24 protein-coding genes are annotated in these 24,722 nt (G+C 31.6%); 16 read left to right on the top strand and 8 right to left on the bottom strand.

Annotated features, from left to right (window positions below; genetic code table 11):
• Nucleotide 1: 1 nt before the first annotated feature.
• Together HKP48_RS01855 and HKP48_RS01860 are read right to left on the bottom strand one after the other, a co-directional pair.
• Entirely contained in the window at nt 2-607 is a 606-nt protein-coding gene (locus tag HKP48_RS01855; RefSeq protein WP_296342224.1) for a hypothetical protein, read from the bottom strand.
• Entirely contained in the window at nt 608-1,822 is a 1,215-nt protein-coding gene (locus HKP48_RS01860; RefSeq protein ID WP_296342226.1) for a hypothetical protein, read from the bottom strand. It lies immediately after the preceding gene.
• A gap of 130 nt (nt 1,823-1,952) precedes the next feature.
• On the opposite strand from HKP48_RS01860, the gene HKP48_RS01865 reads away from it, so the two are divergent.
• A complete protein-coding gene (locus tag HKP48_RS01865) occupies nt 1,953-2,318 on the top strand; it encodes a helix-turn-helix transcriptional regulator (RefSeq protein WP_296342229.1) in 366 nt (121 codons plus the stop codon).
• Here the strand turns inward: HKP48_RS01865 and HKP48_RS01870 are convergent.
• From HKP48_RS01870 to HKP48_RS01880, 4 genes are all read right to left on the bottom strand, one after another.
• Complete coding sequence (locus HKP48_RS01870) at nt 2,308-3,105, bottom strand: DUF6503 family protein (protein WP_296342231.1); 798 nt, start codon at nt 3,103-3,105, stop codon at nt 2,308-2,310. The two genes, HKP48_RS01865 and HKP48_RS01870, sit on opposite strands and share 11 nt — an antisense overlap.
• 92 nt (nt 3,106-3,197) lie before the next feature.
• The gene (locus tag HKP48_RS01875; RefSeq protein WP_296342233.1) at nt 3,198-4,088 is read right to left on the bottom strand and encodes a glycosyltransferase; all 891 of its coding nucleotides are present in this window, start codon (nt 4,086-4,088) and stop codon (nt 3,198-3,200) included.
• 170 nt (nt 4,089-4,258) lie between these two features.
• The gene (locus tag HKP48_RS12180; RefSeq protein ID WP_363928576.1) at nt 4,259-4,465 is read right to left on the bottom strand and encodes a methyltransferase domain-containing protein; all 207 of its coding nucleotides are present in this window, start codon (nt 4,463-4,465) and stop codon (nt 4,259-4,261) included.
• 405 nt (nt 4,466-4,870) lie between these two features.
• Complete coding sequence (locus HKP48_RS01880) at nt 4,871-5,554, bottom strand: ATP-binding cassette domain-containing protein (RefSeq protein ID WP_296342235.1); 684 nt, start codon at nt 5,552-5,554, stop codon at nt 4,871-4,873.
• 250 nt (nt 5,555-5,804) lie between these two features.
• Here HKP48_RS01880 and HKP48_RS01885 point away from each other — a divergent pair, with 250 nt between their 5' ends.
• From HKP48_RS01885 to HKP48_RS01895, 3 genes are read left to right on the top strand one after another with little or no spacing between them, the layout of a single operon-like run.
• Nucleotides 5,805-8,825 (top strand): tetratricopeptide repeat protein, encoded by a 3,021-nt coding sequence (locus HKP48_RS01885; RefSeq protein WP_296342237.1) that lies wholly within the window; start codon nt 5,805-5,807, stop codon nt 8,823-8,825.
• Nucleotides 8,826-8,871: 46 nt separating this feature from the next.
• Nucleotides 8,872-10,596 carry a TonB-dependent receptor gene (locus HKP48_RS01890; RefSeq protein ID WP_296342239.1) on the top strand — a complete coding sequence of 575 codons (1,725 nt, stop codon included), beginning with the start codon at nt 8,872-8,874 and terminating at the stop codon, nt 10,594-10,596.
• A gap of 11 nt (nt 10,597-10,607) precedes the next feature.
• The gene (locus HKP48_RS01895; protein ID WP_296342241.1) at nt 10,608-11,066 is read left to right on the top strand and encodes a hypothetical protein; all 459 of its coding nucleotides are present in this window, start codon (nt 10,608-10,610) and stop codon (nt 11,064-11,066) included.
• An 18-nt stretch (nt 11,067-11,084) separates the two neighbouring features.
• Here HKP48_RS01895 and HKP48_RS01900 read toward each other — a convergent pair whose 3' ends face one another.
• The gene (locus tag HKP48_RS01900) at nt 11,085-11,783 is read right to left on the bottom strand and encodes a methyltransferase domain-containing protein (RefSeq protein ID WP_296342243.1); all 699 of its coding nucleotides are present in this window, start codon (nt 11,781-11,783) and stop codon (nt 11,085-11,087) included.
• Between the two features lie 53 nt (nt 11,784-11,836).
• Between HKP48_RS01900 and HKP48_RS01905 the strand changes: the two genes are divergently transcribed.
• The 4 genes from HKP48_RS01905 (at nt 11,837) to HKP48_RS01920 (ending at nt 14,500) form a co-directional block, all read left to right on the top strand.
• A complete protein-coding gene (locus HKP48_RS01905; RefSeq protein ID WP_296342245.1) occupies nt 11,837-12,331 on the top strand; it encodes a YkgJ family cysteine cluster protein in 495 nt (164 codons plus the stop codon).
• A gap of 2 nt (nt 12,332-12,333) precedes the next feature.
• Nucleotides 12,334-13,233 carry a hypothetical protein gene (locus HKP48_RS01910; protein WP_296342247.1) on the top strand — a complete coding sequence of 300 codons (900 nt, stop codon included), beginning with the start codon at nt 12,334-12,336 and terminating at the stop codon, nt 13,231-13,233.
• A 2-nt stretch (nt 13,234-13,235) separates the two neighbouring features.
• Nucleotides 13,236-14,072, top strand: a complete 837-nt coding sequence (locus HKP48_RS01915; protein ID WP_296342249.1) for a sterol desaturase family protein — start codon at nt 13,236-13,238, stop codon at nt 14,070-14,072.
• Nucleotides 14,073-14,332: 260 nt separating this feature from the next.
• Complete coding sequence (locus tag HKP48_RS01920) at nt 14,333-14,500, top strand: hypothetical protein (protein ID WP_296342251.1); 168 nt, start codon at nt 14,333-14,335, stop codon at nt 14,498-14,500.
• Between the two features lie 99 nt (nt 14,501-14,599).
• Here HKP48_RS01920 and HKP48_RS01925 read toward each other — a convergent pair whose 3' ends face one another.
• The gene (locus HKP48_RS01925; protein WP_296342253.1) at nt 14,600-15,874 is read right to left on the bottom strand and encodes a DUF1343 domain-containing protein; all 1,275 of its coding nucleotides are present in this window, start codon (nt 15,872-15,874) and stop codon (nt 14,600-14,602) included.
• Between the two features lie 8 nt (nt 15,875-15,882).
• Here HKP48_RS01925 and HKP48_RS01930 point away from each other — a divergent pair, with 8 nt between their 5' ends.
• From HKP48_RS01930 to HKP48_RS01965, 8 genes are all read left to right on the top strand, one after another.
• Entirely contained in the window at nt 15,883-17,115 is a 1,233-nt protein-coding gene (locus HKP48_RS01930) for an FtsX-like permease family protein (RefSeq protein ID WP_296342256.1), read from the top strand.
• Between the two features lie 65 nt (nt 17,116-17,180).
• Nucleotides 17,181-18,161 (top strand): cysteine synthase family protein, encoded by a 981-nt coding sequence (locus tag HKP48_RS01935; protein ID WP_296342258.1) that lies wholly within the window; start codon nt 17,181-17,183, stop codon nt 18,159-18,161.
• Nucleotides 18,162-18,222: 61 nt separating this feature from the next.
• Entirely contained in the window at nt 18,223-19,497 is a 1,275-nt protein-coding gene (locus HKP48_RS01940; protein WP_296342260.1) for a DUF2851 family protein, read from the top strand.
• An 8-nt stretch (nt 19,498-19,505) separates the two neighbouring features.
• On the top strand, nt 19,506-19,733 hold the full coding sequence (locus HKP48_RS01945) for a PspC domain-containing protein (protein WP_296342262.1): 228 nt from the start codon (nt 19,506-19,508) through the stop codon (nt 19,731-19,733).
• A gap of 3 nt (nt 19,734-19,736) precedes the next feature.
• Nucleotides 19,737-20,759: a potassium channel protein gene (locus HKP48_RS01950; protein ID WP_296342264.1), complete on the top strand. Its 1,023-nt coding sequence runs from the start codon at nt 19,737-19,739 to the stop codon at nt 20,757-20,759.
• Between the two features lie 92 nt (nt 20,760-20,851).
• The gene (locus HKP48_RS01955) at nt 20,852-22,468 is read left to right on the top strand and encodes an alanine/glycine:cation symporter family protein (protein WP_296342266.1); all 1,617 of its coding nucleotides are present in this window, start codon (nt 20,852-20,854) and stop codon (nt 22,466-22,468) included.
• A gap of 19 nt (nt 22,469-22,487) precedes the next feature.
• Nucleotides 22,488-23,357 (top strand): helix-hairpin-helix domain-containing protein, encoded by an 870-nt coding sequence (locus HKP48_RS01960; protein ID WP_296342267.1) that lies wholly within the window; start codon nt 22,488-22,490, stop codon nt 23,355-23,357.
• A 15-nt stretch (nt 23,358-23,372) separates the two neighbouring features.
• Nucleotides 23,373-24,539, top strand: coding sequence for an acyl-CoA dehydrogenase family protein (locus HKP48_RS01965; RefSeq protein WP_296342269.1), 1,167 nt, complete (start codon nt 23,373-23,375; stop codon nt 24,537-24,539).
• Nucleotides 24,540-24,722: the final 183 nt, after the last annotated feature.

The following is a 24,722-nucleotide window of genomic DNA, read 5'->3' on the forward strand; positions in this document are numbered from 1 at the left end:
TCTAATTTAAAATGTAATTTAATAATAAGTGTAAAAAAGCATAATAACTAAGCATACCTAAAAAAAAGCAAAACCCTATTTTGAATATCGTATTAATCGTAAATTTTATTCTCTTTTGTAAAATAAAAATACTAGCTATAAAAAAAATGAAAACTAAAACACTAATACTATAATAAGGCAATCCTAAATATGTACTTGCTGCAAAAACTTCTTTAAATGGATTAAAAAAACTAATATAATATTGATTTTCTGCCTTAATTAAGCTGAGCAATATTAAAAATACTCCTAATGCTTGAATGATAAAAAAACCATATAATATGAAGTATATCAATCTTATTTTATTGTTGTATAATTTTATTAAACCATATATCCCAATAATTAATAAAATCACAAAAAGAAAAAAATCATAAGAATTTGAACCCTCCATCGGATAAGAACAAAACCTTGATTTACTACCAAAATGCTTACTTAAAATAAAGGGCATAAAACCATCGGTAATGTGATAAAATAAATTTAAAATAAATTTTATGCAAAACGTCAGTAATGAAAAAAACGGGAACATCAAAAATGCACCCGCTTTTAAAATATTTTGTTCTGATCTTATCATTTAACCTCTACTTAAAATGTCATTTAAAACTGCAGATCTTGATTTGTTTTTAAAATGATTTATATCATTTTTGATATTGTTAAAAATTGATACCAACATGCTGTAATTATTATTTCTTATTATTTCATTATCTATGAATACTATCAAATCAGAAGCTTCTCTACTTGATAAAACTTCACCGTTATAAGAACTATCTTGAATTCTTTTACTTACTGCATCTATAGTTGTATAAATGTAATAATATTCATCTAATTGTCTCCAATTATACAAATTTTCTTTACAGTATATATCACTTACCATATAGTAACTATCAATATAACTTCTTGTAAAATTATTAGATTGCAAAAAGCCATCCCTAAATGAATAAGCGTTTGATAAATCAACAATTCTATTTTGATTAGTAGTTTTATCGGCTAAAATTCTTACGCAACAAATACAGCCATTATCTTCACAATAAGCAGTTTTTACATCTGTAATAACTGGATCATCACCACCATTTGGAGTTTCAATACAATCTTCAAAATCTTGTCCATAATCGCATCTACCTCCACATGTTGGATTACTTCTTTCAACAATACTAGCGTTTCTAAAAGAAACATCTCGAATATCTAAATTTTTATAAATTAATGATTCTAACCTTTCTCCAGTCAAAATTTTATTAATCCTGTATCCTTGGGTAGTTAAAAAAGAATAAAAGAAAGAATTACCTTCAAAATCACCAACAGCGTAATTAAATAATTTCTCACTTATTGATGCTTTTAAGTCTTTAAGTTGACCATTTAATTGAGTTTGGTTTACAAAACCATTGTTGTTGTTTTTAAAAAAATTATGATTTATAATTTTATTGTCATCTAAATAATAAATGTTTACGCCAAAGATATCATCAATATATTTTATGTATTCTGTTTTAGCTGATATATCAACCTTAATTATATCACTAGTATTGTAATCTATATTAGCTAACTGAAGTATCGTAATTAAGGTTTCATTATTTACTGAATAAAAATTTTGACTATCAGTAAAGTTTATACTTGTCCCAAAATTAATAACTCTTGTCGTTGATTTAGTATTAATAACATCTATTGTATTATTAAGGATACTAATTTTTTCTATTTTTATGAAATCAGAAGAAGTGTCGTTTTGTATTTCATCACTGGAGTTATCACAAGAGAAAAAAAGAATTGAAATCAAAAAGAATTGAAAGAAGTTTTTCATAATATTTTTATTTTATTGTTTGTAACTGTAAAGTTGTGATAAATCTTTATAATAAAAAATAACACTTTCCTTTAAACTATAAGTTTTACTTATATTTACTAAACTTTTAATAATCACTATTTAATTGAATATGGAAATTGGTGGAAAAATAAGAAAGCTCAGAAAACTTAAAGGTTTCTCTCAAGATTTTATGGCTCATGAACTGAATATAAGCCAGGTAGCATACTCTGATTTAGAGAATGATAAATCAATGATTAGCATTGATAGACTTGAGAATATTAGCTCAATATTAGGAATGGACATCAAAGATGTATTAACTTTTGATGAAACAAAAATTTTCAACAATACATTTAACGATTCTGCTAAAGGTTTTTTTAACGTCCAGAAAGTTATTAATCATGCATTTAATAATGAAAGAGAGTCATATCTAAAACAAATAGAATTTCTAAAAGATGAAATCACTTACCTAAGAAATAAACTAGACTCTAGCGATTAAAGACTTTAGCACCTTCTGGCATTCCAAACATTGTATTTTCAGGAGCTTCTTCAGAAACAAGAACATCTACAAATTCTCTTACTGTAGCAGCTTCGGTTGGCTTTCCATCTTTAACGTTATACCAAGTCAAACTATTTGGTAACACCAAACCATTAATTTTTTGCCAATCGTTATAGCGGATGTAGCTAAATTTATTACTTTTTTCTTCTTTACCATAAGTTACGGTATATGCCAACCATTGCATTTGTCCAGTTTCGGCGTCATAGTATACAATATATTGGTCATTTGGAGATTCACCTATACCTGCATCATAAGAAATTAATACGCCAGGATATGTCTTACCTTCAAAGGTTAATGGCTCTGCTTCTTCATAAATAATACCATCATCACCAACAATAAAAGGCATGGCATAGAAATATAGCATTAAGCCTTTGTAAAACTTAGCATTCCCTTTGTATTCATTACCGTCTTTTTCGTTAACCCATAAGGTTCTGCCATCAAAACCAGCAGCATAAGTCGGCGTTTCAATTAGTTCGGCCCTTGTTTTTAGGTTTGTTGTCGTTACTTCAGCACCATTTGGTTTATTCATAGTAAAAGACAATGTTTTCATTCTGTTCCAGTTGTCTATTCCGCCGTGAGCGTCAAATACTTTTGTAATATTTTCTGGATAGATACTAGTTGTGATATCCTCTTTAGATATATCTTCAATAAGTGTAGATTCTTTTTTATTCTCTTTGCAAGCAATAAATAATAGTGCAAGTGTGAATACAAATGGTAATTTTTTCATGTTTTTATATGTATTGTTTTTTTAAAGGACACATGCTGTTCGCTATTAATCATTCCTTTGGGTGATAATATGTTTAGCATGCGCGTTTCATACTATTGATTAAGGTCTCTATGACTCATGAATAGTAGTTTATAAATCTGAAGTAAATATATATTAGGAGAGTCACTTAATAAATTTATACGAATACTCTTATTAAAAAAAAGATACAACAATGCAGTAAAACAATTTAGTTTTATTTTTTTAATAGAGCCGTAAGTTTTTAGTAATTTATTGTTGTGAGCGGTTACATTTTCTGAGCCCATCATCCACAAGAGAGTGTCAATAGCCTCTTCGCTTTTTCTTAAGTAAGCAGCATTATCTTCTAAACCATAATGATAGACTTCATTATTAATATGCAATACTTTTGCTTTTTGTTGCTTTAGTAATGCAGAAAAATAATTATCAAGACCGTAACCTTTTCTGTTTAATTTGGGATTAATCTCATTAAAAATGTCTTTCCTTATCATAAAGTTAGCAGATATTATAAGTCCGTATGGTTTGAGATTACGTCTTTTTGCATCGACCTCTTCAAATTTTTTTCCGTACTTCCAACGTAAGATACCTTTTTCAATTGTTTTTGTAGTGTCATAAGCAAAACCACCGAAAACTGCATCGTAATTAAATCTGAAGTAGTTAGTATAGTTTTTAATAAAATTATTGGTTTTTGGTATTACATCAGCGTCCAGAAATAATAGCCAATCGTATTTTGCTTTATCACATAGAAACTGTCTGGAAGCTGTCCGCCCCATATTTTTATCAGATGTAAAATAGCAGACGTACTCTAACTTTTCTACACTACTCTTATTCTTTTCAACATATTTAGAGGAAGCATCGTCTTTGCATAAAACTTCAAATTCAATACCAGTATCAATAGCTTGTCTGTGCAATACGTTTACTAAACCAGTTATTTGATAGTTGTATGTTGGAATTAAAATAGAAAGCATAAAACAAATATAAAGTTTAGAAACAGTAGTTTAATGTAATCGTTGAAGATTAAAAATTTATTTTTTGTATACGATTACTGTCTCATCAAAATAGCCAAATAAAGAATCCTGTTTATAATTCACAATCTCAGTATAAAAACCAACAGGTTTTAATTTTGAATTTAAACCTTCTATCGAATAAATACCAACATGATCATCTTGACCAAAATGTTCAAGCCTATCTTTAGGCTTTTTAATCGTATAATCTTCGTAAATATCAGTTTCCTTAAAAGGTGTTTGTATATAACAAATACCATATTTTTTAGTACCCGATACAATTCTCGCATGGCTTTGATATCATCTTCTATATGTTCAAGAATATGAAAGCAAAGAACAATACCAAATTTGTTATTATCTTAGCTAATATTTGTGATATCAAACTTATAGTTTGCTAAAAAAGCATCAGTAAAATCTGTGCTGTAATAATCAATAGCATTATTTAGGTTTAATTTTCTGTATATGCCTCTTGAGGGAGAAAAGTATAAGATGGTTTCTCTAAATAAATTATTTTTAGATAACTTATCATAAAGTCTTCTTGTTCTTGAAAGACCTCCGCAAAAGGGTAAAATAAATCTGTATTCTCATAATTTATAAATGAGCTTAATTTATTATTACAAATGGAACACTGACTAGATTTACCTTTGTAAAAAAGTCTAAAAGTGTACCTGAAAATGAATTCGTATTTATGAAGAACTTTATTTGCAACAATCTTCTGTAATAGAGCCTTAAAGATTTATACATTATTATGATTTACGCTGCACAACCTCAAACACCTTATTTTCATCACACTTAAACGTCTTACTTGGATATTTAAGAAGTAAAGCATAATCATGAGTAGCCATTAAAATGGTATTTCCATTTTTATTAATGTCTTGTAAAACTTCCATGACTTCAATACTGGTTTGCGGATCTAGATTCCCAGTAGGTTCATCAGCTAAAATTAGCTCCGGTTCGTTAAGTAAAGCACGAGCTATAGCAATTCTTTGTTGCTCACCACCAGATAGTTCATGAGGGAATTTAAAACCTTTATTACCCATGCCAACTTTGTCCAAAACCATAGAAATACGTTCGCTAATTTTAGTTTTTTCTTTCCAACTGGTAGCTTTTAAAACAAATTCTAGATTACCGTTTATGGTTCGGTCTGGTAATAGTTTAAAATCCTGAAATACTATACCCAATTTTCGTCTTAAAAACGGAATATCTTTTTCTTTTAAGCCATTGAGTTCAAAATCTACAATATAACCCTCGCCTTCAGTCAATTCCAAATCGCCATAAAGGGTTTTCATGAAACTACTTTTTCCACTTCCTGTTTTTCCAATAAGATAAACAAAATCACCGCGTTGTAATTCTACATTAACATCACTAAGCACAAGGTTACTGGCTTGGTATATATTTGCGTTTTTAAATTGTAAAACGGTATCAGACATAGGCTTTATTTGGTGTAAAAAATGTTAATGGGTATAAAAGTATTGTAAAAAATTCAATTTATTGATTTTAAAACTGGTATAATAATTGGCAGTGTAATAACATCGTTTTAATTAAAAACGTTGTATAGTTTTTCAATAATAAGAAACTTTGTTTAATAACTTGGTTTATAATTATCATTAATTTTCTGCGTTACCATTTAGGTATTGACTTACTTTTATCATCATAATTTCAAACCAAAAAACAATGCAAATGACGCTACTAAAAAAACAATTTCTTGGCATTTGTCTATTGCTAACATCTCTTCTTTTTGCACAAGAAACAGCTATTTATACAAGTCAGTTTAAAGATTATCAGAAGGCACTGACGCTATATAATAACAAGCAGTATAAAGTAGCTCAGTCTTTATTTGACGACATTAAATACGAAACTAATGATGAGGTTTTGAAATCTGATTGCAGTTACTACATCGCCAATTGTGCAGTACGTCTCAATCAAAAAAATGCAGATGATTTAATTGAGGATTTTGTTGAAGAATATCCAACAAGTACTAAAAAAAACACTGCATTTTTAGATGTAGCAGAGTATTATTTTGAAAATTCTGATTACGCCTACGCTAGGAAATGGTATGGTAAGGTTGATGATATGAGTATTGCACGTGCTGAGTTAGATAAATTCAATTTTAATTATGGATACAGTTTATACAAAACAAGAAACAAAAATGGAGCAGAAAAGTATTTAAATCGTGTAAAAGATAATAGTGAATATGCCTCTCAAGCTAAATATTATTTAGGATTTATGGCTTATGAAGGTGATGATTACAACTCTGCAAACGAATATTTTGATGCCGTATCTGATAACCAAAAGTATAAGGAGAAGCTTAATTATTATCAAGCAGATTTAAATTTTAAACTCGGAAAGTTTGAAAAAGCTATTAAACTCGCAGAAGCACAATTACCAAAAAGCAATGCCGAAGAAACTTCAGAACTATCGAAGATTATAGGAGAAAGCTACTTTAATCTCGAAAAATATGCTGAAGCCTTACCTTACCTTAAAGCTTACAAAGGTAAAGATGGCAAATTGAATAATACAGATTTTTATCAGCTCGGATATACCTATTACAAACAAAACGATTTTGAAAATGCTATTTCAGAATTTAATAAAATAATCGACGGAAATAATTCTGTTGCACAAAATGCGTATTACCATTTAGGTGAAAGTTATATCAATTTAGATAAAAAGCCTGAGGCGCTCAATGCATTTAGAAATGCATCGCAAATGTCTTTTGATAACAAAATAAAAGAAGATGCTTGGTTAAACTATGCCAAATTGAGTTACGAGATTGGTAATCCGTACCAATCAGTTCCGCAAGTATTGTCGAGTTATTTAGAAACCTATCCAAAAACACCATATAAAGAGGAAATTGAAGATTTATTGATTGACTCTTATATCACATCAAAAAATTATAAAGAAGCGCTACTATTACTTGAAGATAAAAATAGTTTTGAGAATAAATTAGCCTACCAAAAAGTAGCATTTTATCGCGGAATAGAATTATATAATGAAGACCAATATGCCGAAGCTTTAGAGATGTTTAATAACTCTTTAAAGCAGCCGAGAGATGAAGAGTTTGTAGCTAGAGCTACATTTTGGAAGGCAGAAACAGATTATAATCTGACCAATTATAACGATGCTTTAATTGGTTTTAAGCAGTTTAAGCAAGATGCAGCTTCAGATTTAAGTGAGGCCAAAAATCTAGATTATAATTTGGCATATACTTACTTTAAACTCAAAGATTACAAGCAGTCCTTTACTTATTTTCAAAATTTTATTTCTAAAAATTCAGATGATAAACTTAGAGCAAACGATGCCTATCTCAGATTAGGTGATGGTTATTTTGTTTCTAGTGATTATGCGAATGCGATTTCGGCTTACGAAAAGGCAATTGACATTAATGAGATTGAGTCGGACTATGCTGCTTTTCAGAAAGCAATGAGCCACGGATATATGGGGAAATCTTCTAAGAAGAATGAAGGATTAGAAAAGTTTATTAGAGGTTTTCTAAAATCAGGATTAAGAGACGATGCTATTTATGAGTTGGCAAATTCTTATATAAAAGCCAATGATATTAGTAGAGCAATGAGATTGTATGAGCAGTTAAATAAAGAATATCCTCAGAGTGCATTCATTTCAAAATCTCTATTGCGTCAAGGTTTAGTACATTATAATGCTGACCAAAACGAAGCGGCTTTGAGTAAATTCAAAAAAGTAGCTAATGACTTTGCAGGTTCTCAAGAAGCTGTGCAAGCAGTATCTACAGCACGTTTAATCTATATTGATTTAGGTCGTGTAGATGAATACGCACGTTGGATAAAAACCCTAGATTATCTCGAAGTCACTGATGCAGAATTAGACAATACAACCTATCTCGCAGCAGAAAAGCAGTATTTAGATAGCAATACAGATGAAGCTATTAAGCAGTTTAACAAATATCTAAATGCATTTCCAAGTGGAATTCATGCAGTAAAGTCTCACTTTTATTTGGCACAATTGTATTACAAAAAAGAATTATTTGGTAATGCAAAACCAAATTACGAAGCTGTCGTTAATGCTGCAAAGAACGAATACACAGAACAAGCTATGGTAAAGCTTTGTGAAATTTATTTGAACGATTCAGACTGGGACAATGCTAAATCTGTGTTATTACGTTTAGAAAATGAAGCGGATTATCCTCAAAATATAATATATGCCGAGTCTAATTTGATGAATGCCTATTATCAAACTGAGGATTTTAATGAGGCTGAAACTTATGCTGAAAAAGTATTAGCGAATTTAAATTTAGATAACAAAATCAAAAACGATGTACAACTTATTATTGCGCGATCTGCCTGGAAAACTGGTAATGAAGAAAAGGCAAAATCTGCTTATACAATTGTAGAAAAATCAGCGAGTGGTAGTGTTGCTGCAGAGGCTTTATATTATAATGCGTATTTCAAAAATAAAGAAGGTATATATGAGGCTTCTAATATTGTAATCCAAAAATTAGCTAAAGATTATAGCAGCTATAAACTCTATTCGGCAAAAGGCTTGGTGGTTATGGCTAAAAATTATGATGCACTAGGTGATGCTTTTCAAGCAACTTATATTTTAGAAAGTGTAATTTCTAGCTTTCCAGAATTTGAAGATGTAGTAGCAGAAGCTAAATCCGAATTGGAAAGAGTAAAATCAGAAGAAGCAAAAACAAATTCATCAATTAAATCAGGAGATAATTAAGCTCAAAAGAATTGAATTAATTATCATTTTAATCAAAACTAAATTCATGAATATCAAATATAAAATAGCAGTTTTACTAATCACATTTGTTTCATTTTCTTTTGCGCAGGTAGGCACAAAAGATACTATCGATGACCAAACTGTTAATGTTATAAAGCCATATACACCTACAATTTCTGATGCTTTTAAGATAAAAGAGAGGCCGTCTTTGAAAGATGGTAATACCATCAATCAAAAAGAGGTTAAGTATAATATTTTTTCAATTCCAGTAGCATCTACATTTACGCCCGCTAAAGGAAAAGCGGCTACTTTAGATAAAGCAAAACCTGTAAAGTTATATGATAATTATGCCTCATTAGGATTTGGAAGTTATACAACCATTATAGGAGAAGTTTACTTAAATCACGAGCTAAACTTTGGTGAGAATGTAGGTGGTTATTTTAGTCATCATTCCTCTCAAGGCGGCATAGAAGGTTTACTTTTAGATGATAATTTTTCAAAAACAGGATTAAATGTTAATTACTCTCAGAAGCTCAATGACTTTTCATGGAAAATAGACTTAGGTGCTGATGTCATGGCATATAATTGGTATGGCTTACCACAAGAGTTTTTTGGGCAAACAGAAGCCAATACAATAGACTCACAAATAAGGTATAATAGTTTTTACGTTGGTGGTAAAATGGGTTTCGATAACTCTTTTATTAAAGACGGAAGTGTACGGTTTAGAAGGTTTGGAGATAATAGAGATTCTGGAGAAAATCGTTTTGTAGCAAAGACATCTTTTGATGTACCGATTAGTGATCAAGTTATAGAAACAGAATTCAGAGTAGATTATCTTGGAGGAAGTTTCGATAGAAACTACAACACAACTACAGGTTTAGATTATGGGAATATTAATATTAGTTTGGCACCGTGTTATCAATTAAAACAAGATGATTTAACAGTTAATTTAGGAGTGCAATTAACGTACTTAAATGATACAGAGTTCAATGAAAATAAACTTTTAATTTACCCAAATATAGAGGCAAGCTATCGTTTGGTTAGTGATATTTTAATCGGTTATGCCGGGATTACAGGAGACTTAATACAGAATTCTTATCACGGTTTTGTAGAGGTAAATCCATTTGTGTCACCAACGTTATTGGTAACACCAACAGATCAACAGTATCATGGGTTTATAGGGTTAAAAGGGAAGATGTCTAATAATGTAAGTTATAATATCAAAGGAAATTATTTTGCTGAAGAAAACAAGGCTTTATTTAGAGCAAATAATGCGCAAACCTTTGCTGTAGAAGATTATCAGTTAGGCAACTCTTTTGGAGTTGTTTATGATAATGTGAAAACGTTTTCCGTAGGTGGCGAATTAAATATTGATGTTAATAGAAATTTTAAGCTAGCTATTAAAGGTGAGTATTTTAACTACAACACAGATGTAGAGTCTGAAGCTTGGAATTTGCCTAACGTACAAGGTTCTTTGTTTTTAGATTATCAAATATCTAGACAATGGTTTATGGGCGGAAGTCTATTCTTTACAGGAGAACGTAAAGATCAGTCTCTACTTCTTGGTACACTAATACCATCTAATCCGACCACAGTAACTTTAGATAGTTTCTTTGATGCTAATGCTCATTTAGGCTATAATGTTACGGACTACCTATCGGTTTGTGCAAAAGTGAATAATATTGCAAATCAAGATTACCAACGCTGGCAAAATTTCCCAGTTCAAGGTATTCAGTTTTTGGTTGGCGCGACCTATCAGTTTGATTTTTAAAAATTAAGACTATGAGAACTCTTTTTACTTTATTCGTATTCTGTTGCAATGTTACTTTTGCTAACGCACAGAAAACAAATCCAAATTACGATGCAGAACTTGCAAAAAAAGTAGGTGCCGACGATTACGGAATGAAATCTTACATTTTTGTAATTCTTAAAACAGGAACTAATACATCTACTGACAAAGCTAAAGTAGATAAGGCTTTTTCAGGACACATGTCTAATATGAACACCATGGTTGAGGCTGGTAAATTAGTCGTTGCTGGACCTATTGGAAAGAATGATAAAAATTACAGAGGTATTTTTATTTTAAATGAAAGTGATATTGAAAAAGCCAAGACACTATTGGCAACTGACCCAGCAATAAAAGCTAAGTTTTTAGACTACGATTTATTTCCATGGTATGGTTCTGCAGCACTATCAGAATATCTTGAAGCTTCAGATAAAGTTTGGAAAGTTGGGTTTTGAAATAGAAAAAATAAATACCTAAAAGCCAATTCTAGCTAGATAGTCATAATGGTTACCATCAATAATCTTCTCGCATTGTAAACCAACAGTTTTACAAGCTAGTTTTAATGTTTCAAAATCAAGGTAAAGCCATTTTATTGGGTTTTCATTTTCACCTTTATAGCTGAGATAATAATCCAATTCGCCATAATAGCCACTATTTATATCCATCCAAGTGCCACCATCTTCATCTATATACATATATTTAATGTCTGAGGAGTCAATGATGATTTGTCCATCAGGATTTAAAATCGATTTTAAGTGCTTTAGATAATAAGAAACTTGAATCATTTCTTGAAAAATTCCAGTGCCATTCATTAGTAGAAGAATAGTATTAAAAGTTTCAGTTTCTTCTAAAAGTGGTTTTAATTCTGCATGTATAACACCTCTTTTTTTTGCAACTTTAATTGCGCCTTTGGAGCTGTCAATAGCTTTGACATTAAAGCCCTTGTCTTGAAGATATAAACTGTGACTTCCTGCGCCACAACCAACATCTAAAACTTTACCTTTACAAAGCTGTAATGCCTCTTGTTCTAGCTTTGGCATTTCAGAATACACTCTAAACAGGTAGGGCAGTGGTAAAACATCATCATCTGAAATATTTGTAGATGTTATAATATCTTCAGAATAATTTCCGTTGAAATAATCTACTAAGGCATTGCCAAAAAGGTCTTTCATAAACGTTCTATAATGTATTTGATTCAGCTTTCTTTAATTTGTAATTTAGCATTATGCAAGACCAAATCGATAAACTTCCAAAATTAGCCAAAGATAAGCATAAGGAAAACAAAATGTTTTTTACTAAGCTAAAGAAGAAGCCTCCCAAAAAGTTGGATTATATGATGCAAGAGTTTCACGAGGAAGAATTTCAACGTACAGATTGTCTAGAATGCGCTAATTGTTGCAAAACAACGGGTCCGCTTTTTACAGATAAAGATATTGTGAGAATTGCTAAACACTTTAAACTAAAACCACATCAATTTACGGAACAATTTTTGAAGCTAGATGAGGAAAATGATTATGTACTTCAGTTAGTTCCATGTGCGTTTTTAGGAGCAGATAACTATTGTTCTATTTATGAAGTGCGTCCTAAGGCATGCCGAGAGTTTCCGCATACAGATAGAAAGAAGTTTCAGCAAATTTCTAATCTAACACTAGAAAACGTAGCTATTTGTCCTGCAGCTTACAATATTGTTGAAGCCATGAAGCAACAGATAAAATTATAACTATGAAGAGATTCTTTTTTACAATTCTTATTGGTTTTACATTGTCTCTGCCATCACAAAATTGGATGGAGTCTATGAAGATAGCAACACGATTAGCTAGAGCAGAAAATAAGTTGGTTCTTATGGTTTGGCAAGAAGCCACTGAGTATCCTTTACCCATAGTGATTAAGGATAAAGCAACGGGCAAGGATGTTTTTTTGAGAAATCTTTTTGGCTCTCCAGAATTAACCCAACTACTTTGGACCTATTTTGTACCTGTAAAAGTAGATGAAATTTTTTATGAGGATATGTTACAGGAGATAGAAGGGAAGCGAAGTCGGAGTTATATAGATGATTTTAGTGACGATTCCTTAAAAATTATGGATGCCAATGGAAATATTATTGGGACTTCTGGGGCTCTCGTAGATTTGTTAAATCTTTCAAATTTTATAACAAAGTATAATCTTAATACATCTTACTTAAAGCAAGAATTAGTCAATTATTTTTATAATAAAGATTTTTATTCTGCATTTTATTTGGGGGCAAAATACCTAGACTACAGCATTTTTGTCAATAAGTCTGTAAGGTCTGAAATACTGAAATTATCAGAAATCTATTTTAATGAAGCAGAAGAGTTTATTTTAAATGATGAGGACCTGAAAGACAAACCGGCTTTGAATCAACGTGTTTTATTAACTAAGTTGAAAAAAGATTTAATAAAAAACAGACCAAAAAAGGTACTGAGACAGCTTAGAAAGATAGATGATGAAGATTTGAAGGAAACCAATCAATCATTAAAAGCATTTTTGTCTTACACAGCCTATAAATTATTAGGGGAAACAGAAAAATTTGCTGCTTTAGAAAAAGATATTTCTTTATTAAATTTGAAACTTGCCCAGCAAATAGTAAATATCAAGAGATGATTATGGAGACACTTTACAATTATTTTGAAACGATACCTTCTTCGCATAGAAGTATACTATTAGTGTCAGGTATTATTTTGTTTTGGTTACTAGAAGGAGCAGTGCCGTTATTTAAATTCAACTATAAAAAATGGCGACATGCGGTACCAAATTTCTTTTTTACACTAACCACTATTATTATAAATTTCGGATTAGCCTTTATACTGCTTTGGTCAGCAGATTGGGTAAAAGCAAGTAATTTTGGTATTATAAATTGGTTGCCAGAAATACCGCTTTGGAGTTATATTCTTATAGGTGTATTATTATTAGACTTCTTTGGGGCTTATCTCGCCCATTTTGTTGAGCATAAAATAAAACCATTATGGATGGTGCATTTGGTGCACCATACAGACCACAAAGTAGATACAACGACAGCCAATCGTCATCATCCTATAGAAAGCCTGATTAGATTTTCGTTTACACTCTTAGGGATTTTTGTTGTTGGTACGCCAATAGCTATCGTTATGCTTTATCAAGCCATATCACTAATTTTTACTCAGTTTACACATGCCAATATAAAATTGCCAAAAGTTATAGATAAAGCCATTAGTTACGTTCTTATTTCACCCGATATGCATAAGATTCATCATCATTATAGATTACCTTATACAGATTCTAATTATGGGAATATATTTTCGATTTGGGATAGAATCTTTGGAACATATATGTATATGGAGCGCGAAAAATTAGTCTATGGTGTTGATGTCTTTCCTGATGAGCTTAAGAATAGTCGTATACCAGAATTATTAAAACAGCCCTTTCAACCTTACGAGAAGCCTACACTTTCTGCCGATAAGTAAGTAAAATTATTTTTTAGATTAATACTCATTATAAAGTACTGATATTCAAATTCTTAAATTTTAAAGCTGATATAAACTATTGTTAAACTAAAATTGAGACCATCTATAATCTCTTAAAACTCGTAGATTGAGCATGATTAATTAATTTCTGTTAAGATAAACTTTCGGTTTAACTTAGTAGAGATATGAAAATATTCCCCACCTAATAACAGCAATCCTAATTGCCGGCTTTGTTAATACTTCGTTTTCTCAAAACGGATTTGCGACGATACGCAAAACAAAAAATTGTTGCCTCAGGATTATATCATGATTTAAATAAAACTAAGGACACACTTATTCTTAGGAGTAATAAAAAAATAAACTATTTATATACTGCTAATAATTCTGAAGACAAAGAAGTTAACGTTAGAGTAGATCGTAATTCTTAAAAACTACCTCTTAATAGATTAAAAAAAAGGCGTAACGTCATGGTAGCTATATTGTTTTTGTTGTTGAGGTTTTAAGAATATCCTACTAGCGGTAAGTACTTACAACTCATATAGGAGATATTTCTGACGCATCATATTATAAGCGTTAATTTCATCTTTCCAGCTTTCTCTAATTTCACTCTCACTTAATCCCGATTCTATTTGTTTCTGTAATTTTTCTGTACCTGCGTGCGAAGTAAAGCCTGATGTTATAAAGAATTTAGTTTTGTCTGTAGAATTATTATAAGCGTCAATAATATATTTTAGACTAAAGCTTCTATCTGCATTTGTATTAGATAAATCTACACCATAACAAACAGAATTTTGGTGTTTTGGATATTTTGCACCAAAGTTTGAAACTGGAGTATAGCTAAAAGAGTAATAATTCTTATCTAAAAATGGAGCACCATAGCGTTGAAACTGAAATTCAGTTCCTCTACCGGCATTAATATTGGTGCCTTCAAACAGACCCAAACTAGGATACAGCATTATAGATTGGTCGTTTGGTAAATTTGGAGAAGGTCTTATGGGTAAACTATAAGTCATTTGGTGATTGTAATTTTTAATAGGAATAATAGTTACATCACACTTAATACCATCTTTTAACCAATTTTCATCATTAATCATTTGCGCATACTCGCCAATAGTCATTCCGTGTACCAAAGGAATAGGATGCATACCTAAAAAACTGCTGTGTTTTTTTTCTAAGACTGGTCCATCTACATAAGAACCATTTGGGTTTGGCCGGTCTAATATTAAAAGTGGTATGTCACTTTCCGCACAAGCTTCCATAACATAATGTAGAGTTGATATATATGTGTAAAATCGAACACCTACATCTTGGATATCAAAGACCATGACATCTATATCTTTGAGCAGTTTTGCACTAGGTTTTTTAGTTTTTCCATGTAAAGATGCTATAGGTAATCCTGTTCTACTGTCTTTACCATCTTTAACCAATTCTCCAGCGTCTGCTTTACCTCTAAAACCGTGTTCTGGCGAAAAAATTCTCTTTACATCTATGAATCCGTAATTATGTAAATAATCGACAATATGCAGTGTAGTTTTAGAGCTGCCCATTGTCGAAGCGTTAACGGGATTTTTTTGTAAAACCGTTATCATTGAGGTTTGGTTAGCAACAATTCCAATAGACTTTCCTTTTAAAATGGGTAAATATTTTCCAACTCGGTCTGCTCCAATAATGATGTTTTTGTTATCCTGAACTTGTTTAGTGGTTACATCAATATCAGCAACATCGTTTTTAGTTTTAGAAGCACACGAAATCGCTATCAAAACAATAAATAAAACTGTATTTTTGAGCATCTTAAATCCCATATCAGATTTTGAATTTTGAGTTGTTTATAGCCAAACGTATAATTGGCAGTAAATCTTATAAAAGTAGTGTATCGGCACCAATAATTAAAATTGGGATTGCTGCAATTGCTATTGGTATAGTGGTTATGCTTATTGCTATCGCTACAGGTTTGGGTCTTCAAGAGAAAATTAGAGATAAAGTAGCAGCTTTCAACGGGCATATTATCGTTGATAATTATGACACTAATGCTTCTGACGAATCACAAGTTCCTATAAGTATAGACCAAGATTTTTACCCTGAGTTTACTGCAGTAGAAGGGATTACCCATATTCAAGGTACAGCAAGTAAGTTTACCTTAATCCGTACAGAGCAAGATTTTGAAGGTGTTGTAGTCAAGGGTGTTGGTAAAGATTATAGTTGGAATTACTTTGAAGAATTCCTTGTCGATGGTAGATTGCCAGATTTTTCAGGAAAGCTAAATAATGAAATATTGATTTCAAACTACTTAGCTAATAGATTAGGTTTTAAAGTAGGCAATCAGTTTCAAACACTTTTTGCTGAAAACCTTGACAGGCTTCCGCGTATACGTAACTTTGAAATTGTTGGAATTTACAATTCAGGTTTTCAAGAATTAGATAAAAAGTTTTGTCTTATTGATATTAGACACATTCAACGTCTAAACAAATGGGAACCAGATCAAGTAGGTGCTTTTGAAATTTTTATTAACGATTTTACTAAAATTGAAGAAAAAGGAGAAGAAGTATATCGTGAGGTTCCATCTTTGATGAAGTCAACTACTATTACTAAAAAGTACAGTTCTGTATTCAATTGGATTGAAATTTTTGATAACAACACCTATGGTATCATTGCTATTATGATTTTGGTAGCTGGTATAAATATGATTACAGCATTGCTTGTTCTTATTTTGGAACGGACACAGATGATTGGTATTCTTAAAGCTTTAGGTACTGCGAATTGGTCTGTACGTAAAGTGTTTTTATATAATGCATCCTACTTAATTGGTCTGGGTCTACTTTGGGGAAATATCATAGGTTTGAGCTTATTGTTTGCGCAGAAATATTTCAAATTATTTCCTTTGAACCCAGACACCTATTATGTAAGCGAAGCGCCCGTTTATCTAAGTTTAGATTACATTCTGTTACTTAATTTTGGAACATTTGTATTGTGCCTATTAATGTTACTAATTCCTTCAGTTATTGTTTCTAAAATTTCCCCTGTTAAGGCAATCCGATTCGATTAAACATAATAGTTATTTAGCTTTCACTTTTTAACTTTTAGCGTAACTTTGCACCGCAAAAATGACTTATGGACTACGCAGAAAATATATTAGGAACTATTGGTAACACACCAATGGTTAAAATAAATAAATTAGTTGAGGATTTACCTTGTTTGGTATTGGCTAAATACGAAACATTTAATCCGGGAAACTCAGTTAAAGATAGAATGGCGCTTCAAATGATTGAAGACGCAGAAGCAGACGGACGTTTAAAGCCAGGAGGAACTATCATTGAGGGTACTTCTGGAAATACAGGAATGGGCCTCGCTTTAGCTGCTATAATCAAAGGCTACAAATGTATTTTTGTAATTAGCGACAAGCAGTCTAAAGAAAAAATGGATATTTTAAGAGCAGTTGGAGCTGAGGTTGTAGTCTGCCCAACAGATGTTGAGCCAGACGACCCCCGAAGTTATTATTCAGTATCAAAACGCTTAGGTGAAGAAACACCTAATTCTTGGTATGTTAATCAATATGATAATCCAAGTAATTGTAAAGCACATTTTAAAACTACAGGTCCTGAAATTTGGGAACAAACCGATGGTAAAGTCACACATTTTGTAGTAGGTGTAGGTACAGGAGGAACAATTTCTGGAGTAGGAAGTTATTTGAAAATGAAAAATCCTAACGTTAAAGTTTGGGGAATTGATACTTACGGTTCAGTATTTAAAAAATATCATGAAACTGGTATTTTTGATGAAAATGAGATTTACCCTTATGTAACTGAAGGTATTGGCGAAGATATTTTACCTGCAAATGTAAACTTTGGCGTAATTGATGGCTTTACTAAAGTAACGGATAAAGATGCTGCAGTTTACACTCAAAAACTTGCTAAGGAAGAAGGTATGTTTTTAGGTAACTCTGCCGGAGCAGCTATTAAAGGTGTATTGCAACTAAAAGACCATTTCGGGCCAGATGATGTTGTTGTTGTCTTATTTCATGACCACGGTAGCCGTTATGTTGGTAAAATGTTTAATGATGATTGGATGCGCGAAATGGGTTATATAGACTAATCAAAAAGATATTTTTGAAATTAAAATCTCGAGCATTGCTTGGGATTTTTTATTTTAGTGCATGCAAGAAGATTTTCTTCATTTTATATGGAAATACAAAAAGTTCGACACCTCTTGTTTAGAGTCAACTAACGGAGCGCTTATTTCTATAATTAATTTGGGACAACACAATCATAATTCTGGTCCAGATTTTTTTAATTCACTACTTGAAATAGATACCCAAAAATGGGCTGGTAATGTTGAGATTCATTTAAAGTCTTCAGACTGGTATGTGCATAATCATGAAAAAGATGAGGCTTACGACAATGTCATCCTCCATGTCGTGTGGGAGCATGATACCGAAGTTTTTAGAAAAGATAATTCAGTAATACCAACTTTAGAGTTAAAGGCTTATGTTAATACTAAATTACTTCAAAATTATAAAAAGCTTATACTCTCCAAAACTTGGATTAATTGCGAAAATGATTTCAATTCTGTAGATGACTTTACGATTAATAATTGGTTAGAGCGTTTATATATTGAACGTCTTGAACGAAAATCTAAAGATATCTATAAGTTACTAGATAACTCTAAAAACGATTGGGAAGCCGTATTTTTTAAAATGTTGTGCAAAAACTTTGGACTTAAAGTTAATGGAGAAACATTTATGAGTTTGGCAAATGCTACAGATTTTTCAGTTATTAGAAAAGTACGTAATGACGTTTTAGATTTGGAAGCCTTATTTTTTGGTCAAGCCAATTTACTAGTTAAAGATGTAGAAGAGACTTATTTAAATGATTTAGAGAAACGTTATCAGTTTTTAAAACAGAAATTTCAATTAAATAATAAAGGAGTTTTACCACTGCAATTTTTTCGACTGCGGCCACCTAATTTTCCAACAATTCGTTTATCCCAGTTGGCGATGTTGTTTTTTAGAGAACAGAATCTATTTTCAAAAATAATTGATATTCAAAATATTAATGAAGTCTATACTTTGTTTCAAGTAGAAACTTCTAAATTTTGGGAATCTCACTATACATTTTCAAAATCATCAAAGTCGACTAAAAAGAGATTGACTAAATCGTTTATTGATTTATTGTTAATTAATACTATCATACCTATAAAATTCAGCTATGCAAAATCATTAGGGAAAGCTTATGAAGATGCTATTTTAGATTTGATTAAATCTATAAAAATTGAAAAAAATAGCATAGTCGATAAGTTTTTAGCTTTAAAAGATTTAGAAAAGTCAGCGATGACATCTCAAGGATTAATACAGCTTAAAACCCAATATTGCGATAAAAATAAATGCTTACAATGTGCAATTGGTAATGGTTTAGTGGTAAAAAATAAATAACTTGCAGGATGAAACTATTTTATCAATTACTATTGTATTTTCAAAAGAGAGGTTATTACGTTTGTCAGCGTATAGCAGACCGTATAGGGATTCGCGCAAAGATAGTACGTACTACTTTTATGTATTTGACTTTTGTAACTTTAGGTTTTGGTTTTGCACTTTATTTATTTTTAGCGTTTTGGATGCGTATCAAGGATGTTATTTACACCAAAAGAACCTCGGTATTTGACTTATAAATTATGGGAAATCCATTATTAAAATTATTTAGGTCTAGGATATATACAGCATTAATAATGCTACTCATTATAATGTTTATAGGTGTTTTAGGTTATAGATTTATTTCAGATTACTCTTGGGTTGATGCCGCTTACATGACGGTTATTACAATAACTACTGTTGGTTTTGCAGAAGTAAATCCTTTAGATACCCAATCTAAGATATTCACAATTTTTTTAATACTTGCAAGTATTGTAATTGTAGGTTATGCTATAACAATTATTACAGAATACATTTTGAATAAAAATAATTTTGAAAATATAAAACAACGTAAAATGCAAAAGCTAATAAATAATATGTCTAATCACATTATTATATGTGGTTTTGGGCGCAATGGAAAACAAGCAGCCAAAAAGCTACTAGCTTATAAAAAGTCTTTTGTTATTATAGAAAGGGATAAAGATATAATTGAAAAATTTCAAGATGAAGATTTATTGTTTGTACATGGTAATGCCAATGAAGATGAAACACTCTTTGAAGCAGGTATAGAAAGTGCAAATACATTAATATCTGCATTACCAAGTGACGCCGATAATTTGTTTGTAGTACTTTCTGCAAGACAGATTAATAAAACAATGAGTATTATAAGTCGTGCCTCTCAGGAGACATCTTATAATAAGTTGAAATTAGCAGGAGCTAATAATGTAATCTCACCAGATAGAATAGGTGGTGATCATATGGCGTCTTTAGTTGTTATTCCTGATTTAGTAGAGTTTATAGATAATTTAGGTATTGTCGGTGAACAAAACATTAATATAGAAGAAGTAAAGGTAGAGCAGCTTTATGATGTAAGTGTTGTAAAAACAATAAGACAGCTAGATTTAAGACGGCAAACAGGCTGCAGTGTTATAGGGTTTAAAGACGGAAAAGGTGAATATTTAGTCAATCCTGAAGCAGATACTAAGCTTATCGCAGGTTCTAAGATTATAGTCCTTGGGCGCCCAGAGCAGATAGAAAAATTGAATTCAGAATATAACATCGCTTAATCTTACCTTTTTAACGCTGTAAGCTTTATAAAATCATTTTTTTTTAGCATCTTGTAGCCTACTTTTAAAAAAAACTAACTAATACTTTACTTATGAAGAAATCTCTTCTGACTATTTTTGCACTTTTATTACCCATATTAAATTTTGCTCAAGAAGCACAAGAAAAAGGTTTAGACCAAAAAATTGATGAAGCATTTCAGCCAATCGCTGATGGTTTTTTCGACGCAATTTTCTTCCCCATATATAAATCAGAAACAATGGAAATTCCATTTGTTTTAGTGCTCTTAGTGGGTAGTGCAATGTTTTTTACATTTTACTTTAAGTTTCCTAATATTCGTTTTTTCGGTAAAGCAGTAAATGTTGTTAGAGGTAAATATGATGATATTGATCACCCAGTAGTGGAAGAAGCTTATGGTGATTCTACGCCAGGAGGAGATTCTATAGAAACAATAAAAGACGAAAGTGAAGAGGGAGAAGTAAGTCATTTTCAGGCCTTAGCTACCGCAGTCTCAGGTACTGTAGGTAATGGGAACATTGCAGGTGTTGCACTAGCTATAGCTCTCGGCGGTCCTGGAGCGACGTTTTGGATGATTATTTGTGGTCTATTAGGAATGTCGACAAAGTTTGTAGAATGTACTTTAGGCGTTCAGTTTAGAGATGTTGGAGAAGATGGGGTTGTTTATGGCGGACCGATGTATTATATCAGTAAAGGTTTAAAATCTAAAGGATTTAAAATACTTGGTAAAATTGCAGCTGCAATATTTGCGGTATTTTGTATAGGAGGTTCTTTTGGTGGAGGTAATGCTGCTCAATCTAATCAAGCTACAATAGTTATTAAGGAATTATTTAACTGGGAAAGTACAGCGGCAGGAGCAATTGTTGGAGTAGTTCTTGCAATATTAGTAGGTATAATAATCATTGGAGGAATTAAACGTATAGCTCAAGTAACAGAAAAAGTAGTTCCGTTTATGGCAGTAATGTATGTTGCAGCATGTTTATACATCATTTTCAGTAATTTTAGTTTAATTGATGACGCAATAGGACTTATTGTTAGAGAAGCTTTTAATCCAACAGCATTTGGTGTTGGAGGGTTAATTGGTGTACTATTAGTTGGTTTTCAAAGAGCAGCATTCTCAAATGAAGCTGGTGCCGGTTCTGCATCTATTGCCCATTCTGCGGTTAAAACAAAGTATTCTGCTTCTGAAGGTTTAGTCGCTTTATTAGAGCCATTTATTGACACAGTTTTAATTTGTACAATGACTGCTTTAGTAATTGTTATTTTTAATTTTGGAGGCTTCTTTGAATATGGTGGTGACGGTTCAGGAGTCGTGTTTATAGACGGCGTTGGATATGAAGGCGCAGGTATCACTTCGAAGGCTTTTGCTGAGTATATTCCATATTCTAATATATTTTTGACGGTAGCTGTTGTGTTGTTCGCAGTATCTACAATGATATCATGGTCCTACTATGGCCTACAGTCTTGGAAATTTTTATTTGGAAGAGGTAAAACGGCAGATTTAGTATACAAGATTCTATTTTTAATGTTTGTTGTAATCGGAGCGGCTGCAAGTATGGGCTCAATTTGGAAATTCTCAGACGCAATGATATTTGCAATGATATTCCCTAATATGGTTGGCTTATTCTTTTTATTTCCTATTGTGAAGAAACAATTGACTAGGTATTTGGATGCTATAAAAGCAAAAAAATAATTTCTATTACATAAATTTTATGAAATCCCACTTCAAGTTTTCCAAGCAAAAACGAAGTGGGATTTTTTTATTAGTATTACTGATAGTAATTGCACAATATGTTTATTTTTTTGTAGATTTTTCATCCGAGGACATAGATAGTCTAACAGATGAAGAACTCGAAATTTATAGAAGTGAAATAGATTCTTTGCGCCAAGTAGCAATTAAAAATAGTGTACCAAAAACATATCCCTTTAATCCAAATTATATAACAGATTATAAAGGGTATACGTTAGGAATGTCTAATGAAGAAATTGATAGATTACATCAATTTAGATCAAAAAATCAATGGGTGAATTCTGCTAAGGAATTTCAGGAAGTTACAAAAGCTTCAGATTCTTTACTAGCAAAAATTTCACCGTATTTTAAATTTCCGGATTGGGTAACTAATTCTAAACCAAAGACCTACAGTAATTCATATTCTAATACAAATAAGGTTAAAACCTATGCTCAAAAGCAAGACTTAAATAAAGCAACAGCTTCTAAGCTTCAAAAAGTATATGGAATTGGAGAGAAGCTTTCAGAACGTATTATAGCATACAGAGAAAAATATAATGGTTTTGTGTCTGAAGTAGAATTAACTCAAATATGGGGATTAACACCCGAAGTTATAGAACGAATCAATCAGCAATTTATAGTAAAGACACCAAGGGCTATAAAAAGCTTTAATCTTAATACAGCGACGAGAGACCAATTGGTTACTATACCACATATTGATTATGAAATTGCCAATAGTATAATTGAAGAACGAATACTTCGAGATGGATTTAAAACTATTGACGATTTAACAAAAGTTGAGTATTTCCCTCTTAAAAAATTAGATATTATTAGGTTATATTTGCAACTCTAATAAAATTGCTAATAAATGTCAAAGTTATACTTCACTGAAGAGCACGATTTATTTCGTGAAAGTTTAAGAGATTTTTTACAAAAAGAAGTTGTTCCGCATATTGATAAGTGGGAAGAAACAGGCTACATAGAACGTTTCATTTGGAAGAAATTTGGTGATATGGGCTATTTTGGTTTAGCCACTCCCGAAGCTTATGGTGGCTTAGACCTTGACCTTTTTTATACAATTATTTGGTTAGAAGAACTTCAGCGTATCAATTCTGGAGGATTTTCTGCAGCGATGTGGGCTCATGCTTATTTAGCAATGACACATCTTAATAAAGAAGGCAACCACGCCCAAAAAGAAAAGTACTTAACCCCAAGTGTATTAGGGGATGCTATAGGTTGCCTATGCATAACTGAACCTTTTGGTGGTAGTGATGTTGCAGGTATGCGAACTACGGCTGTAAAAAGAGAAGAGACATACGTCATTAATGGTTCTAAGACTTTTATAACCAATGGTGTTTACAGTGATTATTTAATTGTAGCTGCTAAAACAAACCCAGAACTAGGTAATAAGGGCATCAGCATTTTTGTTATTGACAGAGATATGCCAGGTGTTTCAGCAACAAAATTAGATAAGCTCGGCTGGAGAGCTTCAGATACTGGAGAGATAGCCTTTGATAATGTGATTATTCCTGCGGAAAACTTGATGGGCGAAGAAAATCAAGGCTTTCCATACATAATGCAGCACTTTGCTTTGGAGCGTTTAATTATGGGAGTTAATGCGCATGCAAGAGCAGAATTTGCATTAGAATATGCAAAACAATACATGTCTGAGCGTACTGCTTTTGGAAGAACTATAAATAAATTTCAAGCTTTAAGGCATACGTTTGCAGATTGTGAAACTCAAATGGAAATTTGTAAACAATTCAATTATTACGTAACAAAACGCTTAGATATGGGCGACTATGTGGTAAAAGAAGCGACAATGTCCAAGTTGCAATCTACTAAAATGGCAGATGATGTAATTTATCAATGTCTTCAGTTTTTAGGAGGTTACGGCTATATGGAAGAATATCCACTAGCACGTATGGCTAGAGATAGTCGTTTAGGACCAATTGGTGGTGGAACATCAGAAATCTTAAGAGAGATTATCGCTAAAATGGTAATCGATAATAAAGATTACAAACCAGCTACATGATTTTCTGACTAGCTTTTTAGCGAAAATTGTAAAATAATTTCGCTAAAATGGTAATCGATAATAAAGATTACAAACCAGCTACATGATTTTCTGATTGATGCCAAGGACTTTAAACTCTCAACATAAAATAATTTGATTAGTTTTGGAGTTTATACATAACGGAATGGTCTTTGCCATTGTGTA

This window comes from Winogradskyella sp., assembly GCF_013042245.1.
Lineage (GTDB): Bacteria > Bacteroidota > Bacteroidia > Flavobacteriales > Flavobacteriaceae > Winogradskyella.